Origin of the sequence: Streptomyces sp. NPDC058662 (assembly GCF_042716255.1) — a bacterium.
In the GTDB taxonomy this organism is placed as follows: Bacteria; Actinomycetota; Actinomycetes; order Streptomycetales; family Streptomycetaceae; genus Streptomyces.
The window spans coordinates 23,007-41,150 of sequence record NZ_JBHXRU010000011.1; the positions used below are offsets into that span (position 1 = coordinate 23,007).

Genomic DNA, 18,144 nt, shown 5'->3' on the forward strand with positions numbered 1-18,144 from the left:
TTCTGCGTACGGTGGATCCCATGACCACCGCACAGGGTTCCGCGCCCGGCTCCTCCGACGGCATCGTCTACCGCCCGGCCCGCCCCGCGGACGCAGGCGCCATCGAAGCGCTGGACAGCTCCTTCATCACCACCACGGTCTTCCGGGCTACCGCCTCCGAGGCCGGGTTCGCGATCCGCGAGGTCCCGGTGGACCCGCCGGTGCGCAAGGTCTTCCCGCCGGAGGAGCACGACGAGCAGGGTTCCGGAGGCGCCGCGGGCCCGGACGCGGAGGCGGACGCGCGCACCTACGTGGCCCTCGACGGCGGCACGCTCTGCGGTTTCGTCGCCGTCGGGTACGCCGGGTGGAACCGGCGGCTGACGATCGAGGACATCGAGGTCGCGCCCGGCCACCGGGGGCGCGGTATCGGCCGGGCTCTGATGGAGCACGCGGACGGCTTCGCCCGCGAACGCGGCGCCGAGCACCTGTGGTTGGAGGTCAGCACGGTCAACGCCCCCGCCGTACAGGCCTACCTGCGCATGGGTTTCGACTTCTGCGGCCTCGACACCACCCTGTACGCGGGCACACCGGCCGCCGGCGAGCAGGCGCTCTTCATGAGCCGGCCCTGTCGCTGAAGCGGCCCGGCTGCCGCCGAGGCGGTCGGGCCGGACGGCGCCCGCCCCGACAACTCCCGGACGTCGGCGGACTGTACATCCATGCGATCCCTCCCCGCAGTCCGATCCGCGAAGATCACTCGGAGGGGTGCTCCGGGTTCCGCATCCGCTCCGTACTGACCTGCGGCATGTACAACGGGTGATTGTTGATTGCACATTCATCCGGCACCTACAGGGTGGATCTGGTCGGACAGGGGGTAATCGCCCGGAATGGAAATACTGCAACAGCGCTCCACCACCACCGCCCAGGTGTGGGAAGAGGCCGAGGAGTTCATCCGACTCTTCCACCGGGAGAATCCGGAAGCCGGTGATCCGAGGGCCCGGCTCGCCGCCGTGCGGGCCGAACTGGAGGGGACGGGCAGCTACCGGCACACCCCGGAGGAGCTGGTGCACGGGGCCCGGGTGGCCTGGCGCAACAGCAACCGCTGCATAGGCAGGCTGTACTGGAACTCCCTGCGGGTGCGCGACCGCCGGGAGCTCACCGACGCCGACGAGATAGCCGCCGAGTGCTTCGAGCACCTGCGGGAGGCGACCAACGGCGGCCGCGTCCGGCCGACGATCACCGTGTTCGCCCCGGACGCCCCGGACCGACCGGGCCCGCTCATCTGGAGCGAGCAGCTGGTCCGCTACGCCGGCTACGGCGACCACCCCTCCGTCACGGTGGGGGACGCCCGCAACGCACCGCTGACCGAGGCCCTGCTCCGGCTCGGCTGGTCGGGCGGCTCCGGCAGCCCGTTCGACCTCCTCCCGCTGGTGGTCCAGGGGGTCGACGACAAACCCCGCTGGTTCGACACCCCGGCGGACGCGGTCCTGGAGGTGCCCATCGAGCACCCCGACGGGGACGGCGGCGACAGCTGGGCGGACTGGGGGCTGCGCTGGCACGCCGTGCCGGCCATCTCCAACATGTGCCTGGAGATCGGCGGCATCCACTACTCCGCGGCCCCCTTCAACGGGTGGTACATGGGGACCGAGATCGGGGCCCGCAACCTCGCCGACACCGACCGCTACAACCTCCTTCCGGCGGTCGCCCGCCGTCTCGGCCTGGACACCGCCAGCGAGCGCTCGCTCTGGAGGGACCGCGCCCTGGTCGAGCTCAACCGGGCCGTCCTGCACTCCTTCGACCGCGCCGGAGTGACCATCGCCGACCACCACACCGAGTCCCGCCGCTTCCTCACCCACCTGGAGCGGGAGGAGCGCAAGGGGCGCGAGGTCGGGGCGGAATGGTCCTGGATCGTGCCGCCGATCTCCGGTTCCGCGACCCCGGTCTTCCACCGCACCTACGAGGACCTGCCGAGCGCCACCGTGTACGTGCACCACCCCGGCGCCCGGGAACGGGCCCAGGGACGCGATTTGGTCTAGACCTTCTGTTACCGTCGGCCACCGACGGATCCGGAAACGGCGGAAGGGGCATCCCGTGGGCGACGCGGACACGACGGGGCGGGGCGGCGGACTGCGGGCCTATATCGGCTCGTTCACCTCGGGAGGCGGGCACGGCATCACCACCGCCGCCGTGGACCCCGCGACCGGGGCGCTCACCCCGCTCACGGCCACCGGCGCCGTCGAGGACCCCTCGTACCTCGCGGTGGCCCGGGACTCCGGCGTGCTGTACGCGGTGAGCGAGAGCGACCGGGGCGCGGTGGCCGCCTTCCGCCCCACCGCCCACGGCCTCGACCCCCTGGGCGAGGCGGTCGGCGTCGGGGGCGCCGGCCCCACCCACCTGAGCGTGGCCGGACGCCTGCTGCTCACCGCCAACTACACCTCCGGCAGCGTCAGCGGGCTGCCGCTCGCGGCGGACGGCGCTCCGGTCGGGACCGCCTCGGTCCTCGCGCACCGGGGCTCCGGCCCCGACGCCGGCCGTCAGGAGCGCCCGCACGCCCACCAGGTGCTGCCCGACCCGTCCGGCCGCTGGATCCTCAGCGTGGACCTCGGCACCGACTCGGTCCGCGTCTGCGCGGCCGACCCGGCCACGGGAGAGCTGCGGGTGCACGCCGAGACCGCGGTACGCCCCGGGACCGGTCCCCGCCACCTCGCGTTCCACCCGGGCGGGGAGGTGGCGTACGTCCTGCACGAGTTGGAGCCGCAGCTGACCGTCTGCCGCTGGAACCAGGAGGACGGGCGGCTGGAACCGGTCGGCGAGGTTCCGGTGGCCTCCACGGGCGCGCCAGGGGCCGCACGGGCCTACCCGTCGGCGATCGTCGTCTCACCCGACGGAAGGTTTCTGTGGGCGGCTGTCCGCGGGGCCGACGCCATCGCCGCCTTCTCCCTCGCCGAGGGGGCCGCGGCGCCGCGCCTCACCGACACCGTGGACTGCGGCGGGAGCTGGCCGCGCGATCTGGCCGCCGATCCCTCGGGACGCCGCCTGTACGCCGCCAACGAGCGCTCGGGGGACGTCACCTGGTTCGACGTGGACCCGCTGACCGGGCGGCCGGTCCGGGCCGGCTCGGTGGCCGTACCCGCTGCCACCTGCGTGGTCTTCGCCTGAACCCGCCGCCGCACGGGCGCGGGGCCCGCTCCCGGATGCCGGTAGCGGGCCCCTGACGCGATCGCCGTGCGCCGGCGGGTCAGTACGCGGGTCAGTGCGCGGCCGCGCCCTGGGTGATCCCCAGGGCCGCGGAGTACTGCGCGACGGCCAGCTTGCCGAGGGCCGGGTAGGCGCCCAGCACCTCCGCGGTGGCGCACTCGGCCTCCTTGCAGGCGGTGTCCAGCAGCCCCTCGGCGGCCTCGGGGCCGATCAGGTACGGGGCCAGCGCCAGCTGGGTGGAGCCCTCGCGGCGCAGCTGCTCGGCGACCGCGGCGACCGCCCCCTCCTCGTCCAGAGCGGCCGCCTTCACGGGCACGGCGAGCCGGGCGGCGAGGAGCATGCCGGTGATGCCGGCGGCCTGGACGGCCTCCTCGCCCCCGGTCGTGGCCAGGACGATGCCGTCGGCGGCGGTGGTGACGGTGAAGAGCCGGGCGCGGTCGGCTCGCGCGAGGCCCGCCTCGGACAGCCGCACGTGCAGGGCCTCGGCGAGCAGCGGGTGCGGGCCCAGTACGTCGGCCAGCTCGGCGGCGGCCGAGGAGTCCATCAGGGCCTGGCGCACCCGGCGCAGCAGATCGCCGTCGGGGCCGGGCAGCAGCGGGACGACCACGGCGTCGGGGCCGGTCGGCGCGGGAACCTCGTGGCCGGCGGCGCGTGCGAACTCCGCGCGCGCGACGCGCTCGGAGGCGACGGCCGTCAGCACACCGGACAGGGACGGGAACTCGGAGGCGTCGTCGCCCTCAAGGAACCCGATGCGGGCGTCCAGACCCGGCAGCTCGGAGCGGCCGATGCTGATGACCTCCTCCGCCAGCGCGCGCGAGGCGGCCGAGGGGGCACCGGGCACGGCGAGCACCAGCGCGGGCGCGCCCTCGGGCGCCACCGCGGGCTCGGGCCGGCGGTGCCGTCCGGTCTGGCGGGGTCGCGGCATTCGTACGGGCAGGCCATTTGCGGGCCCAGTGGGGGAGCTCATGGCGCCGCATGCTACTGGCTTATCGGAACCAGGTGTTCGGGCAGGGCCTTATAGCGCGGCATCTGTCCGTATTTATCCGGTGAATATCAGATACGCTCAACTCACGGACGGCAAGCGCCAGTCCACGGGCTGTGCACCTTGCTTCGCCAGCAGCGTGTTCGTACGGCTGAACGGCCTGGACCCGAAGAAGCCGTAGTCGGCGGACTTGGGGGAGGGGTGGGAGGACTCCACCGCGGGCAGTTCGCCGAGGAGCGGCCGCACCGTGCGGGCCGCGCGGCCCCACAGGATGGAGACCAGCGGCGTGCCGCGCGCGGCGAGCGCCCGGATGGCCTGGTCGGTGACCGTCTCCCAGCCCTTGCCCTGGTGTGCGTTCGACCGGCGGGGCGCGGTCGTGAGCGAGCGGTTGAGCAGCAGCACGCCCTGCCGGGTCCACGGCGTGAGGTCGCCGTTCGCGGGCCGTCCGGTCCCGAGGTCCCGGTGCAGCTCCAGGAAGATGTTGTCCAGGCTGGGCGGCACCGGCCGCACCTCCGGCGCCACCGAGAAGGACAGCCCCACCGCGTGCCCCGGCGTGGGGTACGGGTCCTGCCCCACGATGAGGACCTTCACCTCGTCGAAGGGCTGCTGGAAGGCGCGCAGTACATGCGCCCCGGCCGGCAGGTAGGTCCTCCCCGCCGCCAGCTCGGCGCGCAGGAAGTCGCCCATGGCGGCGATCTGGCCCGCCACAGGCTCCAGAGCCCGGGCCCAGCCCGGCTCGACGATCTCGTTCAACGGTCGTGCTGCCACGGTCGGTCACTCTACTGGCCCAGCGTCACGGCCCGCACGCACAGGACGTCCGGCAGGTGCCCGGCGAGCAGTTGCCAGCTGTCGCCGTCGTCGTGGCTCGCGTAGAGCTCGCCGTTGCGGTTGCCGAAGTAGATGCCCGCCGGGTCCGCGTCGTCCGTGCAGAGGGCGTCCCGCAGGACCGTCCCGTAGTGCTCCTCGGTGGGCAGTCCGCGCGACAGCGGTTCCCACGTGGCGCCGGCGTCCCGGGTCCGGAAGACGCGGCAGCGGTGCTCGGCCGGGACCCGGTCGGAGTCCGCGTTGAGCGGGAAGACGTACGCGGTGTCCGGGCGGTGCGGGTGGGCGGCCACCGCGAAGCCGAAGTCCGAGGGCAGGCCGCCGCCGATGTCGGTCCACCGGCCGCCCGCGTCGTCGCTGCGGTAGACGCCCCAGTGGTTCTGGAGGTACAGCCGGTCGGTGTCCACGGCGTCCTGGGCGATCTTGTGCACGCACTGTCCGAACTCGGGATGCGGATCCGGCAGGAACACCGCCGACACCCCCTTGTTGGACGGTGCCCAGCTGGCGCCGCCGTCCTCGGTGCGGAACACCCCGGCCGTGGAGACGGCCACGGTCACCGCGTCCGGGTCGCGGGGGTCGGTGATCACGGTGTGCAGCCCCTCGCCGCCGCCGCCCGGTACCCAGCTCTTGCGGCTCGGATGCTCCCACAGCGGGCGGACCAGTTCGAAGGACTCGCCCCGGTCCGAGGACCGGAACAGTGCGGCCGGCTCCGTCCCCGCGTACACCACGTCGGGGGCCTCGGGGCCGGCCGGATGGAGCTGCCAGACCCGTTCCAGCGAGGCGCCGGTGTCCTCGGGGAACTTCACCGCGGGCGCGGCGGGCTCGTGCCAGGTGGCCCCGAGGTCGTCGGAGCTGAAGACGGACGGCCCCCAGTGCGTGCTGTCCCCGCCCACGAGCAGTCGGGGGGCCGGACCCCGGCGGTCGACGGCGACCGCGGAGACGGCCTGGGCGTTGAAGTGCGGGCCGTCGAACTCCCACGGCGCGCCGCCGCGTCGGCGACCGATGAAGAGTCCCTTGCGGGTTCCCACGAGCAGCAGTACGTCGGCCATGGCCGGCACCTCCGGACTTCGTCGTCCTTGCAGGGCGTTCCCAGCGGATGTCTTTCCGGCCAGTCTGCACCCGACCACTGACAGGGGCCCGGCAGGCCGCTCCAGGCGCCAGGTGGCTGATAGATACTGATCATTCACACCAGAGAAATGGTTGATGCTTGTATGTAGGTGTTCGGAATGGGTTGACTTCGGCCACTGCTGTCCGACGCGAGAGGACCTTTGTGGCCACCGAGCACCTGTCCCCGCTCGACCTCGCCTTCTGGCGGATCGATTCCGCCAGCCACCCCATGCACCTGGGCGCCCTCGCCGTCTTCGAGGCCGCCGGCCCCCGCGCAGCCGAGCGGGCCGCCGCACTGCTCGCCGCCCGCTGCGCCGCCGTGCCGGGCCTGCGCCGCCGAATCCGGGACGTACTGCTGCCGGTGGGCGCGGCCGCATGGTCGCCGGACCCCGGGTTCGACCCCGCCCGGCACGTGTTCCGCGTCCCCGCCGCGCCCGCCCCCGGTGCGGCGGAGCCCCACGTACCGGGCCCCCACGTACCGGGCCCGCACGCTGCGGAACCGTCCGCTCCGGGCCCGTCCGCTCCTGGCCCGTCCGCTCCGGGCCCGTACGCTCCTGGCCTCCACGTTCCGGGCCGGTACGTTCCCGTCCCGTACCCCGCCGTCGGGGCGCTGATGGCCCGGCCGCTGGACCGGGACCTCCCGCCCTGGGAGGCGCACGTACTGGAGGGGCCCGGTCCGGACTCCTTCGCGGTGCTCTTCAAGTTCCACCACGCGCTCGCCGACGGCCTCGGCGCGCTCGCCCTGGCGGCCGCGCTCTTCGACGAGGGCCCGGTCCCGCGGTCGGCGCCCGCCCGCCCCCTCCCGGCGCAGCGCGCCGGCTCCGCGCTGGGCAGGCTCCCCGGGCTGCTGGCCGCCCGGGTCCAGGATGTCGGCCAGGCCCTGGAGATCGGGGCCGCCGTGGCCCGGTCCGGACTGCCCGTCGGCGTTCCGGGGGCCCTCACCACGGGCCCCGCCGGTTCGGGCACCCGCGCGGTCGCCGGTCTCGCCCTGCCCCTGGACGAGGTCAACCTGGTCCGCAAGGGCGCGGGCGGCACCGTCAACGACGTGCTGATCGCCCTGGTCGCCGGCGGGCTCCGGCGCTGGCTGGCCGACCGCGGCGACCCCGCCCCCCGGGGCCCCGGCCCGCGCGCCCTGATCCCGGTGTCTCGCCGCCGCGGCCCCGGGGGAGGCGGTGGCGCCGGCGCGGCGAACCGGCTCTCCGGGTACCTGCTGCGGCTCCCGCTCTCCGAGCCCGACCCGCTGCGGCGGCTGGACCGGGTACGGACCGGCATGGACCGCAACAAGGACGCCGGACCCTCGCGCGGCGCCGGTGCGGTCGCGCTGCTCGCCGACCACGTCCACCCGCTCGGCCACCGGCTCGGCGGGCCGCTCGTGGCCCAGGCGGCCCGGCTGCTCTTCGACATCCTGGTCACCAGCGTCCCGCTGCCCGGTTTCACCTTCTCCCTCGACGGGAGCCCGGTCCGCGAGGTGTACCCGCTGGCCCCGCTGGCCTGCGGGCAGTCGCTGGCCGTCGCGGTGTCGACGTACAAGGGCACGGTCCACTACGGCCTGGTCGCCGACGGGACGGCCGTACCCGATCTGGCGGCCCTCGCGGCGGCGCTGCGCGCGGAACTCGACGAGCTTGTACGAGAAGTCTCGTAGTACGGTGGGTTCCGTAGTACGGTAAGCCTCGTACTTAGCCGCCGAACCCGGCGAGCCCGGTCACCCCCTGGAGAGCACGATGACTGCTGCGTCCGCCGCCCTGTTCGAGCCCTACGCCCTGCGCTCGGTCACCGCCCCGAACCGCGTGTGGATGGCCTCGATGTGCCAGTACAGCGCCGCGCCCGCCGGCCCCGAGGCGGGTGTGGCCAACGACTGGCACTTCGCCCACTACACGGCCCGCGCCGTGGGCGGCGCCGGCCTGATCCTCCAGGAGGCCACCGCCATCTCCCCCGAGGGCCGGATCTCCCCCTACGACCTCGGCATCTGGAACGACGCCCAGGTCGAGGCGCTGCGCCGGATCACCGGCTCCCTCAGGGCCCAGGGCGCCGTCCCGGGCATCCAGATCGCTCACGCCGGCCGCAAGGCCTCCACCGACCGGACCTGGAACGGCGGCGGCCCGGTCGGACCCGAGGCCCACGGCTGGCTGCCGGTCGCCCCGAGCGCCGTGCCGTTCGACGACGGGTACCCGGTGCCGGAGGAACTGACGGTCGAGCAGATCCGGGGCATCGTCGACCAGTTCGCCGCGGCCGCCGAACGCGCGCTCGCCGCCGGGTACGAGGTCGTCGAGGTGCACGGCGCGCACGGCTACCTGATCGGCCAGTTCCTCTCCCCGCACAGCAACCGGCGCACCGACGCCTACGGCGGCTCCTTCGGGAACCGGACCCGCTTCGCCCTCGAAGTCGTCGACGCCGTACGGGCGGTCTGGCCCGAGGAGCTCCCGCTGTTCTTCCGGATCTCCGCCACCGACTGGCTGGAGGAGGACGGTTGGACCGCCGACGACACGGTCCGGCTGTCCGCACTGCTCAAGGAGCACGGGGTGGACCTCCTCGACGTGTCCACCGGCGGTCTCGCCCCCGGGGTGCACATCCCCGTCGGCCCGGGCTATCAGGTGCCGTTCGCGGCCCGGGTCAAGGCGGAGACCGGCCTCGCGGCGGCGGCCGTGGGCCTGATCACCGAACCGGAGCAGGCCGAGAAGATCCTCGCCAACGGCGAGGCGGACGCGGTGCTGCTGGGCCGCGAACTGCTGCGCGACCCGTACTGGGCCCGGCGCGCGGCGGCCGAACTGGGCGCGCACGTCCGCACGCCCGAGCAGTACCACCGGTCCTGGTGAGCCGGTGCGGCCCGGGCACACCCCCGGTCCGGGCCGCACCTCCGTACCCGCCGCGCCACCTTCGGCTCCCGGGAAATCCGCCGGCTCCTTCAACTCATACGACAACTCTCGTACGATGGACCCGGGGCCGGACCAGGACCCGGGGCCGACCGAGCGAGCGGAGCAGGACATGACGGAACGTGAGGGGGCCCGCGCCCTCGTCCACCCCGAGCCGGGTGCGATCCGCCTGGAGAACGTCCTCGACGCCCTCTCCGACCCGGTACGGCTGTCGATCGTGCGCGACCTCGCCCGCTCGGACGCCGAGCTGGCCTGCTCCCACTTCGCCCTGCCGGTCACCAAGTCGACGTCCACCCACCACTTCCGCGTCCTGCGGGAGAGCGGCGTCGTCCGCCAGGCCTACCAGGGCACCACCAAGCTCAACGCACTGCGCCGGGCGGAGCTGGAGGAGCTCTTCCCCGGCCTCCTCGACAGTGTCCTGACGGCCGCCGCGGCCGAGGCGGCCCGACTGCTCGCCGCCCCGGAGACGGCCTAACCCGGACCGGCCGCGCCCAGCAGGCCCTCCCAGTCGGGGATCTTCACGGAGCGGCGCCCCAGCGAACGGCCCAGATCCGCCTCCGCCGTCTCGATGGCCAGCCAGCCCGGCCACCGGACCGGCCGCAGCCCCGCCGCGCACAGCGCGTCCAGCGGGTCCCGGGGCAGATCGCGCCGCGCCAGCGCCCCCGCGTCCTGGAGCAGCGAGGAGGCGGTCTCCTTGGCGCAGGGCCGGTTCGTGCCGATCACGCCCGTCGGGCCGCGCTTGATCCAGCCCGCCACGTACTCGCCGACCGAGGCGCGGCCCGCCCGCAGCACCCGGCCCGCCGCGTGCGGGACCGTGCCCGTCCGCTCGTCGAACGGCAGCCCGGCCAGCGGTACGCCCCGGTACCCCACGGACCGCAGCACCAGCTGCGCGGCGATGTCCTCGTACACGCCGGTGCCCACCACCCCGCCCCGGCCGTCCGGCGCGGTCCGCTCGAAGCGCATGCCGGTGACCCGCCCGTCGGGCCCGCCGAGAATCTCCACGGGGCGCAGGTAGAACCGCAGCGTGACACGGCGCGCCGCCCCGGTCGGGCCCCGTTCGGCCCAGCCGCGCAGCACCTCCAGGTTCCGCCGGGCCACCGCGGGCAGTGCGGCGGCGGCGCCCGGATCGGCGTAGGCCGGGTCGAGCGGCGGCTCGGCGGGCTCCACCAGGGCGTCCACCTCCGGCAGTGTGCCGAGCTCCCGCAGCTCCTTGGTGGTGAACCTGGCCTGCGAGGGACCACGCCGGGCCACCATGGCCACCCGGCGCACCCTGCTGTCGGAGAGCGCCCCGAGCGCCGGCTGCGGCATGTCCGTCGGCGCCAGCTCGGCCGCGCCCCGCGCCAGGATCCGTGTCACGTCGACCGCGACGTTGCCCGCCCCGACCACCACGGCCGAGTCCACCGCGGCGAGGTCGAAGGCCTCGGACGAGGCATCCGGGTGCCCGCTGTACCAGGACACGAAGGCGGTGGCCGAGTGCACCCCCGCCAGCTCCTCGCCCGGGATGCCCAGCAGCCGGTCCCGCGCCGCGCCCACGCAGTACACCACCGCGTGGTAAAGGTCCAGCAGCCGTGCCGCGGGCAGCAGGTCCCCGCCGACCTCGACGTTGCCGAGGAAGCGGATCCGCTCGTCCTCCAGCACGGTCCGCAGGCTGCCCTGCAGTGACTTGATCTTCTCGTGGTCGGGCGCCACTCCGTACCGCACCAGGCCGTACGGCGCCGGCAACCGGTCCAGGACGTCCACCCGCACCCCCGGCACCTCGCGCTGCTGGGTCAGTGTCTGGGCCGCGTAGACCCCGCTGGGGCCCGATCCGACCACGGCGATACGAAGCACGGTGGAGCTCCTCCCGCAGGTGTTCCCAGCATGACACCGGGCCACCCGGCCGTCAGCCCATCGCGCGCATCCGGTGGATCTCGGCGGTCTGGGTGGCGATCACGTCGTTGGCCAGTTCCTCGACGGCCACGTTGTTCCCCCCGGCCAGCGCCTCGCCCGCCATCTTCAGCGCACCCTCGTGGTGGGCGGTCATCAGGGTGAGGAAGAGCCGGTCGAAGTCCGCGCCCCGGGCCGCCTCCAACTCCTTCAGCTGCTGCTCCGTCGCCATGCCCGGCATCGAGGCGTGGTCGTGGCCGCCGGAGCCGCCACCGGCCGGGGCGCTCGCGCCGTGGTCGTGCCCGCCGGCCCCCGGCGAGGGAGCCGGGTGGCGGGCCAACCACCGCTCCATCGAGCCGATTTCGGGCTGTTGGGCGGCCGCGATGCGGTCGGCGAGCCGTTTGACGCCGTCCGCCGAGGCACGGGAAGGAGCGAGCGAGGTCATCGTCAGCGCCTGCCGGTGGTGCGCGATCATGCCCGTGACGTACGCCCGGTCGGCGGCGTTGGGGCTGTCGTCCGGCTGCTCCCGTGCGGCCTGCTCGGGGGTCAGCGTGCGGGCCTTCTCGCCCGGCTTCCCGGGCGCCACGACGACGGCCCGGCCGTCCCCGGCCCGGTCGCCCTCCTGGCCGCCCTCGCAGCCGGCGAGTGCGCACAGGAGTCCGGCGGCCGCGGCCGCCGCGGCGGCCCGGCCCAGCCGTGCCCGTAAGACCTTGCGCCCACTGGGGTCTTTTGCCATGTCCATGAAGGGAAGATACTGCCGGGGTCCGGGTTCCGTTCCCATCCCGAGCGGAACCGATCGGACTCCCATGGGAGGCACAGTGACCTCATTGCACAGCAGGAGCGGGCGGAGGCGGGCTCTGGGAGCGGCCGCGGCCGCCGCCGGTCTCCTCGCCACGCTCTTCGCGGCCGGACCCGCGGCCGCCAGCCCGGACCCGGGCGACTTAACACCCGGCGACGCCAACCGGCACAGCGCGGGGCCCCTCGAAGGCGGGGAGCTCGCGCCCGGCGAGATACCCGGCCGGGACGAGATCGTGCACAGCCGCAACATCAAGCCCCTTGCCAACATCCCCAGTACCAACCCCGCCGTCGTCAACTCCGACCTCGCGTTCCAGGGCAAGTACGCCTACGCGGGCAGTTACAACGGCTTCACGATCTACGACATCGGCAACCCGAAGGCACCCAAGACCGTCACCGAGGTGCTCTGCCCGGGCGGCCAGAACGACATCTCGGTCCTCGGCGACCTGCTCTTCCTCTCCACCGACTCCTCGCGCAGCGACGACTCCTGCAGCAGCGTCTCGCAGCCCGCCACGGAGAAGTCCTCGTGGGAGGGCATCAAGATCTTCGACATCAAGGACAAGAAGAACCCCAAGTACATCAAGTCCGTCGAGACCGCCTGCGGCTCCCACACCCACACGCTGGTGCCGGACGGCCGTGACATCTACGTCTACGTCGCCTCGTACTCCCCGAACGACGCCTTCCCGGACTGCAGGCCGCCGCACGACGGCATCTCGGTGGTGAAGGTCCCGAAGAAGACGCCGACGGACGCCGCGGTCGTCGCCTTCCCGATCCTCTTCCCCGACGGCGGCAACCCGGGCGCGCCCACCAACCCGGGCGTCTCCAAGACCACCGGCTGCCACGACATCACGGTGCTGCCGTCCAGGAACCTGGCCGCCGGCGCCTGCATGGGCGACGGCATCCTCTTCGACATCAGCAGGCCGGAGCAGCCGCGGGTCATCGACCGGGTCCAGGACAACAAGAACTTCGCCTTCTGGCACTCGGCGACCTTCAACGAGCGCGCCGACAAGGTCGTGTTCACCGACGAGCTCGGCGGCGGCGGCGGAGCCACCTGCAACGAGGCCACCGGCCCCGAGCGGGGCGCGGACGGGATCTACGACATCACGGGCCGCGGGGACCAGCGCAAGCTCGCCTTCCGCAGCTACTTCAAGATCCCGCGCCACCAGGCCGACAGCGAGAACTGCGTGGCCCACAACGGCTCGCTGGTCCCGGTCGGCGGCGGCCGCGACATCATGGTGCAGGCCTGGTACCAGGGCGGCATCTCGGTATGGGAGTTCACCGACTCCGAGCGGCCGCGGGAGATCGGCTACTTCGAGCGCGGACCGGTCTCGGACCAGCTCGGGCTGGGCGGATCCTGGTCGGCGTACTACTACAACGGGCACATCTACTCGAACGACATCACCAAGGGCCTCGACGTCCTGCGGCTCGACGACTGGCGCACCGAGAGCGCCAAGTGGGTCCGGATGGACCGGCTCAACGTGCAGACGCAGCCCGAGTACCACTGACCCCGGGATTCCACGGGCGTAGGCCGGACCCGGTAGCGCCATAGCGCGGTCGCCGGGCCCGGTTGCGCCAGGGGCCGGCGATCAGCGTCCGGCGCGCGCGGGGAACGGTGCGCCGGGCGGTCCGCCGTCGGGCGGAACGCCCAGCTCCCAGTCCAGCCCGTAGCGCTGGAACAGCTCGGCCCGCAGCCGGGCCGCCGGCATCGGCGCGCCCGGCAGCAGGACCGCCACCACCGCACCCATCAGCAGGGCCCGCAGCAGCGGGTAGTCGGTGTCCACGTCCGTCGACCCGTACCGGACCACCGTGTCCCGCAGCAGCTCCGCGAGGCGCTGCTGCTCCGGGCACTGGATGAAGCCCTCCGCCTGGAGGATGCCCGCCATGTGCGTGCGCATCAGCCGGGGCTGGTCCCGGGCCAGGCCGAGGACCGCGTCGACGGCCCGGGCGAGGAGCTCGCCGCCCTCCCGCTCGCCGGCGGGTCGGGGCTCGCGCTCCAGGGCCGCCTGCAGGGTGAGGTGCATCAGCCGGTGCACGGCGGACTGCAGCAGCTGCCGCTTGCCCGGGAAGTAGTACGACACCAGGCCGCGGGCCGCCCCCGCCCGGTCGGCGATGTCGCCGAGGGTCGTGGCCTCGTAGCCCCGCTCGGCGACGAGCTCGACCGTGGCCTGGAGCAGCCGCTCCCGGGAACGTCTGCGCAATTCTTCATTGACCGATGCGCTGCGCGGGGACATGCTTACTCCTGCGTTGACTGGCTCTGAGCCAATATACTCAGCGCACGGGTAGCCTGCTCTGGGTGACACGGGGGATCGCCCAGAGCAGGCCCACTCACCCGCCTCCGGGCCCGGACGGGCGGCCGGGACAGGTCGGGCGGCGCGGGACGCGCGACTGGCCGGATCCCGCCGTCGCGAGCACCACCACCGTCACGCCCAGGAGCCACCCGCCGACCACGTCCGACGCCCAGTGCACGCCGAGGTAGAGCCGGGTGAAGCCGACGCCGACCGCCGAGACCGCGGCGACGGCCACCGCGACCCACCGCGTGCGGCGCCCGGTCCGCCGGGGGAGCAGCCACACCAGCAGCCCGCACACCACGGTCGCCGTCATCGCGTGGCCGGACGGATAGGCCGAGTAGTGCGCCGAATCCACCGGATCCGGCCACACCGGCCGCTCCCGGCCCACCAGCGCCTTCAATCCCTGCTGCACCAGCGCCGCGACCGCGGTGGCCACCGCCACCCGCACCGCGCGCCCCCGGTCCCCCCGCCACCACAGCACGACGCAGGCGACCGCGGCCAGCAGCCGCATGGTCCACGGGTCCCACACCCAGTCGCTGAGGATCCGCATGGACTGCGTGATCCCCGGATGGGCCACGGCATGTCTGTGCAGGTCCCGGGCCACCGACTCGTCGAGCGACACCAGCGGCCGCCATTCCGCCACCACCAGTGCTGTGAGGACGGCCGCCCCCAGGGCGCCGCCGATGCCGATCCACCGAAACCCGTCGCTGCGCATAGGGGCGATCCTCGCACCGACGGCCCCCCGACCCGTGCCGGGACCCGCCCCTACGCCAGCGCGCTCAGCCCCGGTACGAGGGCCACCAGCAACGGAACCGCGGGCACCAGGGTCGCCAGGGCCGTCAGCCGGAGCCGGCGGACGGCGGACAGCCGGGGAGCCGCGGACAGCAGCCTCCGCACCCGGTGCGACACGTGCGTCTGGGGGGCGGCGGACGGCCCGAACGCGCCCCGGTCCTCGTTGAGGCCGACCAGGGCCAGGGCGACCGTCAACCGCCCGTACCGGCGCGAGGCCGCGTCGTCGGCGGCCAGTTCCACCAGCCGGTGCATCTCCGCCTCGAACGCCAGGAAGACCGGCACCTGCGGGAATCCGCCGGACAGCGCGCGCGAGCAGTGCAGCAGCCAGTCGTGCCGGGCCGCCGCGTGGCTCTGCTCGTGCGCCAGTACGGCATCCAGCTGGCTGCCCTTCAACCGCCCCAGCGCCGCGGTGGTGACCACCAGCTGCGGGGCGGCGCCCGGCAGCCACCAGGCGTCGGGCCGCCGGCCCTCCAGTACGACGAGCCGCGCGCCGGCCGGGTCCTCGCCGGGCAGCAGCGGGGCCCGTACGAGCAGCTCGGTGCCCCGGGCCCGCCGGTCCGCCCGGGCCCGCAGCACCTCCCGGGTCAGCATCGCCCCGGTCCACAGGGCGCCGCCCGCCAGCGTGAGCGCCGTGAAGGCCGCCCACGGCCCGCCGGCCGCGCCCAGGGCGTAGGCGTCGACCACTCCGTGCGGCGCGGCGGCGAAGAGGCGGCCGCGGACGGCCTGCCAGGCGGCCGCCGCGCTCAGCAGCATCGACAGTCCGAAGCACAGCAGCACCGCGCCCACCACGCACTGCCACACCCACAGGGCGACGACCGGTTCGCGGTCGGGCCATCGGGCTCGGGCCAGCAGGCGGGGGGCGAGCAGCGCGGTCAGGACGCCGAGCACCAGGAGAGCGGCGGGGACCATCATGGAGCCAGCCTATGAGCGAGCGGCTACCTGCGGGTACGGCCCGGGAGCTTTGGTGACGCAGGACACGTTTCCCGGGGGTCTCACATCGTGAGGAGCATGGCCAACATCCCTGTGCCCATGGCGAGTCGGCAGGCCCGGACCACCTCGGCGGACCGCGGCGCGCCTCCCGCCGCGCCGGCCTCCGGCGGTGTCACGGCGCCGCCCGGCGCCGCTCCCGCGGCCGTCGCCACCAGCCGGGACCCGCCGAGCAGCACGTACCCGGCGAAGTAGAGGAGCAGGGCCCCGGTGACCAGGGGCGGCCCGGAGGCGGGCCCGCCGCCCCCGTGCCCGGTGCCCGCCACCGACAGCGCGGGGGCCGTCGTCATCGCCAGGGCCATGTACGCCATCGCCAGCGAGCCGACGAGGTGGTGGGCGTGGTGCGCGCCGCCCCGCAGCAGCCACAGGGCGTGCGCCGCGGCCCCGCAGAAGACGGCCAGCAGTACCGGCGGCCCCCAGGTCCCGACCCCGCCCGGGGCGGCCATCACCGCCATGCCGAAGCCCATCACGGCCTCGCCCGCCGCCGACCCGCGCGCGGCTCCGCCCGCTCTGCCCGCCCGCAGCAGGCAGTACGCGCCGCTCGCCGCGCACAGCACGACGAGCAGCCACGCGGAGACGGTGGCGGGCAGGGACATGGCGGTACCGTGCACGGCGGAACCTCCCGGCTCTTCGGTGTCACGGGAGAGATGCCCGGCCCCGGCCGCCCGCACGCCGCCCCGGGTTAGGCTCTCCTCGCCGTGCCCGGCATGTCATATGCCACCACCCAGAACGGAGCCCCCGATGTCGACCGCCGACCCCACCGCCCTGAGCTTCCGCAGTGCCGTCGAGGCGGACGTGGCCGATCTGGTGGCCCTCGTCGAATCCGCGTACCGCGGCGACGACAGCCGGGCCGGCTGGACCACGGAGGCGGACTACCTGGACGGGCAGCGCACCGACGAGGCGGCTGTCCGGGGCATCGTCGAGTCCCCGGACAGCATCCTGCTCGTCGTCGAGCGCGAGGGCGCCGTCGTCGCCTGCTGCCAGCTCGAACACCGCGGCGACTACGTCTACTTCGGCATGTTCGCCGTCCGCCCCGGACTCCAGGGAGCCGGCCTCGGCAAGGAGATACTCGCCGAGGCCGAGCGTCGTGCCCGGGAGACGTGGGGAGCCGAGGAGATGCGGATGACGGTGGTCAACGTCCGCGAGGAGCTCATCGCCTACTACGTGCGCCGCGGCTACCGGCGCACGGGCGAACTGAGCCCCTTCCCCTACGGCGACGAGCGCTTCGGCGTGCCGCTCCGCGACGACCTGGCCTTCGAACTGCTGGTCAAGTCCCTCTGACCGCACCGGCGGCGCCGCCGTTCGCGGGCGGCGCCCCGATCCCCCCTCAGGCCGTGAAGCGTCCGGTGCTGCGGATCTCGGGGTGGTCCGTGACGGCGCCGTCCAGCCCGAGGGCCCGCGCGAGGCGCAGCTGGTCCAGGGTGTTGACCGTCCAGCCCGTCACCCGCAGCCCGGCCGCGTGCGCGGCCTCCACGGTCTCCAGGGTCAGGCGCCGGATGTCCAGGGCGACCGCGGCCGCGCCGGCCGCCAGCGCCCGGTCGGCGATGTCGTCGCCGTGCGGGCTCGCGTAGAGGGTGGTGCGCAGGCCGGGCACGGTGCGGGCCGCGCCGGCCAGTACCGCTTCGTCGAAGGAGGCCACCTCCACGCGGGAGACCAGGTCGCGGCGCAGGATCAGCTCCGCGAGGACCCCGGCGGCGGCGGCGTCCCCCACCGTCGCCTGGAACGGGGTCCGGACCGCGTCCAGGGCCTCCTCGAAGAGCGGTACGCGCTCGCCCTGGCCGGCGTCCAGCTCGCGCAGCTCCGCCAGCGTGAGGTCGGCTACGGCGCCGGAGCCGTCGGTGGTCCGGTCCACCTCGGGGTCGTGCAGGGCGACGAGGGCGCCGTCCTTGCTCAGTCGGAGGTCGAGGGCGATGACGTCCATGCCGGAACGTTCCGCTCGGAGGTACGACCGCAGGGTGTTCTCCGGTTCGACACCCATGACCCCGCGGTGACCGATGGTGAGGAAAGTCAAGGTTCTCTCGCTTCCGTCGACGGCGGCTGCCCGCGCGGTCGCGGTGTCCCGGCCGGCCGCGCGCGATGAGGATGAGGTCGCATGCTAGTGCGCGGGGCCTGCGATGGGACCGGCCGTGCGGGGGCTCGCTGGGGCGCGTGGGCCGCTTCACGCCAGGGGTGCGGGCCGCCCCGCGACGGGACCGGCCCCCGCCGCGTCACCCGGGCGTGGGCGCGTCTCCACGGCCTTGACGCGCCTCCTCCCGGACCGCGCTCACCGCGGCCCGACGGGCCGCCGGCTTCCCCGGCGTCGGCGGGACGGCCGCCGGCGCCGCCGAGGGCCCGCCGGCTCCTGGCGGCCGTGTCCCGCCGCCCGGCGGTTCCGCGGCTGCCGATGTGCTTCCGCACGCCTGCGTAGCCATGGCGCGCCTGAGCGGAGCCATCCATTCCACCGTGTCGAACGGGAAGACTT

At 74.4% G+C, this 18,144-nt stretch carries 18 protein-coding genes; 8 read left to right on the forward strand and 10 right to left on the reverse strand.

All coding sequences use genetic code 11. The annotated features are described in order from the left end of the window. Positions 1 to 20 precede the first annotated feature (20 nt). From ACFWUQ_RS06810 to ACFWUQ_RS06820, 3 genes are all read left to right on the forward strand, one after another. Positions 21 to 614, forward strand: coding sequence for a GNAT family N-acetyltransferase (locus tag ACFWUQ_RS06810; RefSeq protein WP_384533854.1), 594 nt, complete (start codon positions 21 to 23; stop codon positions 612 to 614). A 249-nt stretch (positions 615 to 863) separates the two neighbouring features. Then, positions 864 to 2,012 carry a nitric oxide synthase oxygenase gene (locus tag ACFWUQ_RS06815; RefSeq protein WP_384533856.1) on the forward strand — a complete coding sequence of 383 codons (1,149 nt, stop codon included), beginning with the start codon at positions 864 to 866 and terminating at the stop codon, positions 2,010 to 2,012. 55 nt (positions 2,013 to 2,067) lie between these two features. Beyond that, the gene (locus ACFWUQ_RS06820; protein WP_384533859.1) at positions 2,068 to 3,135 is read left to right on the forward strand and encodes a lactonase family protein; all 1,068 of its coding nucleotides are present in this window, start codon (positions 2,068 to 2,070) and stop codon (positions 3,133 to 3,135) included. Between the two features lie 91 nt (positions 3,136 to 3,226). On the opposite strand, the gene ACFWUQ_RS06825 is transcribed toward ACFWUQ_RS06820, so the two are convergent. From ACFWUQ_RS06825 to ACFWUQ_RS06835, 3 genes are all read right to left on the reverse strand, one after another. After that, positions 3,227 to 4,141: a sirohydrochlorin chelatase gene (locus tag ACFWUQ_RS06825; RefSeq protein WP_384533860.1), complete on the reverse strand. Its 915-nt coding sequence runs from the start codon at positions 4,139 to 4,141 to the stop codon at positions 3,227 to 3,229. 96 nt (positions 4,142 to 4,237) lie between these two features. Continuing rightward, a complete protein-coding gene (locus tag ACFWUQ_RS06830; protein WP_384533863.1) occupies positions 4,238 to 4,924 on the reverse strand; it encodes a uracil-DNA glycosylase in 687 nt (228 codons plus the stop codon). Positions 4,925 to 4,935: 11 nt separating this feature from the next. Continuing rightward, positions 4,936 to 6,027: a WD40/YVTN/BNR-like repeat-containing protein gene (locus ACFWUQ_RS06835; protein WP_384533866.1), complete on the reverse strand. Its 1,092-nt coding sequence runs from the start codon at positions 6,025 to 6,027 to the stop codon at positions 4,936 to 4,938. A gap of 221 nt (positions 6,028 to 6,248) precedes the next feature. Between ACFWUQ_RS06835 and ACFWUQ_RS06840 the strand changes: the two genes are divergently transcribed. From ACFWUQ_RS06840 to ACFWUQ_RS06850, 3 genes are all read left to right on the forward strand, one after another. Further along, the gene (locus ACFWUQ_RS06840) at positions 6,249 to 7,727 is read left to right on the forward strand and encodes a wax ester/triacylglycerol synthase domain-containing protein (RefSeq protein ID WP_384533869.1); all 1,479 of its coding nucleotides are present in this window, start codon (positions 6,249 to 6,251) and stop codon (positions 7,725 to 7,727) included. 79 nt (positions 7,728 to 7,806) lie between these two features. Continuing rightward, positions 7,807 to 8,898, forward strand: coding sequence for an NADH:flavin oxidoreductase/NADH oxidase (locus ACFWUQ_RS06845; RefSeq protein WP_384533872.1), 1,092 nt, complete (start codon positions 7,807 to 7,809; stop codon positions 8,896 to 8,898). A 169-nt stretch (positions 8,899 to 9,067) separates the two neighbouring features. Next, positions 9,068 to 9,430 carry an ArsR/SmtB family transcription factor gene (locus tag ACFWUQ_RS06850; RefSeq protein WP_384533875.1) on the forward strand — a complete coding sequence of 121 codons (363 nt, stop codon included), beginning with the start codon at positions 9,068 to 9,070 and terminating at the stop codon, positions 9,428 to 9,430. Here the strand turns inward: ACFWUQ_RS06850 and ACFWUQ_RS06855 are convergent. Beyond that, positions 9,427 to 10,785: an FAD-dependent oxidoreductase gene (locus ACFWUQ_RS06855; protein WP_384533878.1), complete on the reverse strand. Its 1,359-nt coding sequence runs from the start codon at positions 10,783 to 10,785 to the stop codon at positions 9,427 to 9,429. The genes ACFWUQ_RS06850 and ACFWUQ_RS06855 overlap by 4 nt on opposite strands. Before the next feature lie 52 nt (positions 10,786 to 10,837). Beyond that, positions 10,838 to 11,557: a DUF305 domain-containing protein gene (locus ACFWUQ_RS06860; RefSeq protein ID WP_384534012.1), complete on the reverse strand. Its 720-nt coding sequence runs from the start codon at positions 11,555 to 11,557 to the stop codon at positions 10,838 to 10,840. 82 nt (positions 11,558 to 11,639) lie between these two features. Here ACFWUQ_RS06860 and ACFWUQ_RS06865 point away from each other — a divergent pair, with 82 nt between their 5' ends. Beyond that, a complete protein-coding gene (locus tag ACFWUQ_RS06865) occupies positions 11,640 to 13,121 on the forward strand; it encodes an LVIVD repeat-containing protein (protein ID WP_384533880.1) in 1,482 nt (493 codons plus the stop codon). 81 nt (positions 13,122 to 13,202) lie between these two features. Here the strand turns inward: ACFWUQ_RS06865 and ACFWUQ_RS06870 are convergent, their stop codons facing one another. The 4 genes from ACFWUQ_RS06870 to ACFWUQ_RS06885 form a co-directional block, all read right to left on the reverse strand. Next, positions 13,203 to 13,847 carry a TetR/AcrR family transcriptional regulator gene (locus tag ACFWUQ_RS06870; protein ID WP_384533883.1) on the reverse strand — a complete coding sequence of 215 codons (645 nt, stop codon included), beginning with the start codon at positions 13,845 to 13,847 and terminating at the stop codon, positions 13,203 to 13,205. A gap of 94 nt (positions 13,848 to 13,941) precedes the next feature. Beyond that, positions 13,942 to 14,619 carry a phosphatase PAP2 family protein gene (locus ACFWUQ_RS06875; protein ID WP_384533886.1) on the reverse strand — a complete coding sequence of 226 codons (678 nt, stop codon included), beginning with the start codon at positions 14,617 to 14,619 and terminating at the stop codon, positions 13,942 to 13,944. A 50-nt stretch (positions 14,620 to 14,669) separates the two neighbouring features. Beyond that, the gene (locus ACFWUQ_RS06880) at positions 14,670 to 15,608 is read right to left on the reverse strand and encodes a M56 family metallopeptidase (RefSeq protein WP_384533888.1); all 939 of its coding nucleotides are present in this window, start codon (positions 15,606 to 15,608) and stop codon (positions 14,670 to 14,672) included. A gap of 80 nt (positions 15,609 to 15,688) precedes the next feature. Beyond that, complete coding sequence (locus ACFWUQ_RS06885) at positions 15,689 to 16,279, reverse strand: DUF5134 domain-containing protein (RefSeq protein ID WP_384533891.1); 591 nt, start codon at positions 16,277 to 16,279, stop codon at positions 15,689 to 15,691. Positions 16,280 to 16,424: 145 nt separating this feature from the next. On the opposite strand from ACFWUQ_RS06885, the gene ACFWUQ_RS06890 reads away from it, so the two are divergent. Beyond that, entirely contained in the window at positions 16,425 to 16,964 is a 540-nt protein-coding gene (locus ACFWUQ_RS06890) for a GNAT family N-acetyltransferase (RefSeq protein ID WP_384533894.1), read from the forward strand. 46 nt (positions 16,965 to 17,010) lie between these two features. On the opposite strand, the gene ACFWUQ_RS06895 is transcribed toward ACFWUQ_RS06890, so the two are convergent. Beyond that, positions 17,011 to 17,694 (reverse strand): glycerophosphodiester phosphodiesterase, encoded by a 684-nt coding sequence (locus ACFWUQ_RS06895; protein WP_384533896.1) that lies wholly within the window; start codon positions 17,692 to 17,694, stop codon positions 17,011 to 17,013. Between the last annotated feature and the right edge of the window lie 450 nt (positions 17,695 to 18,144).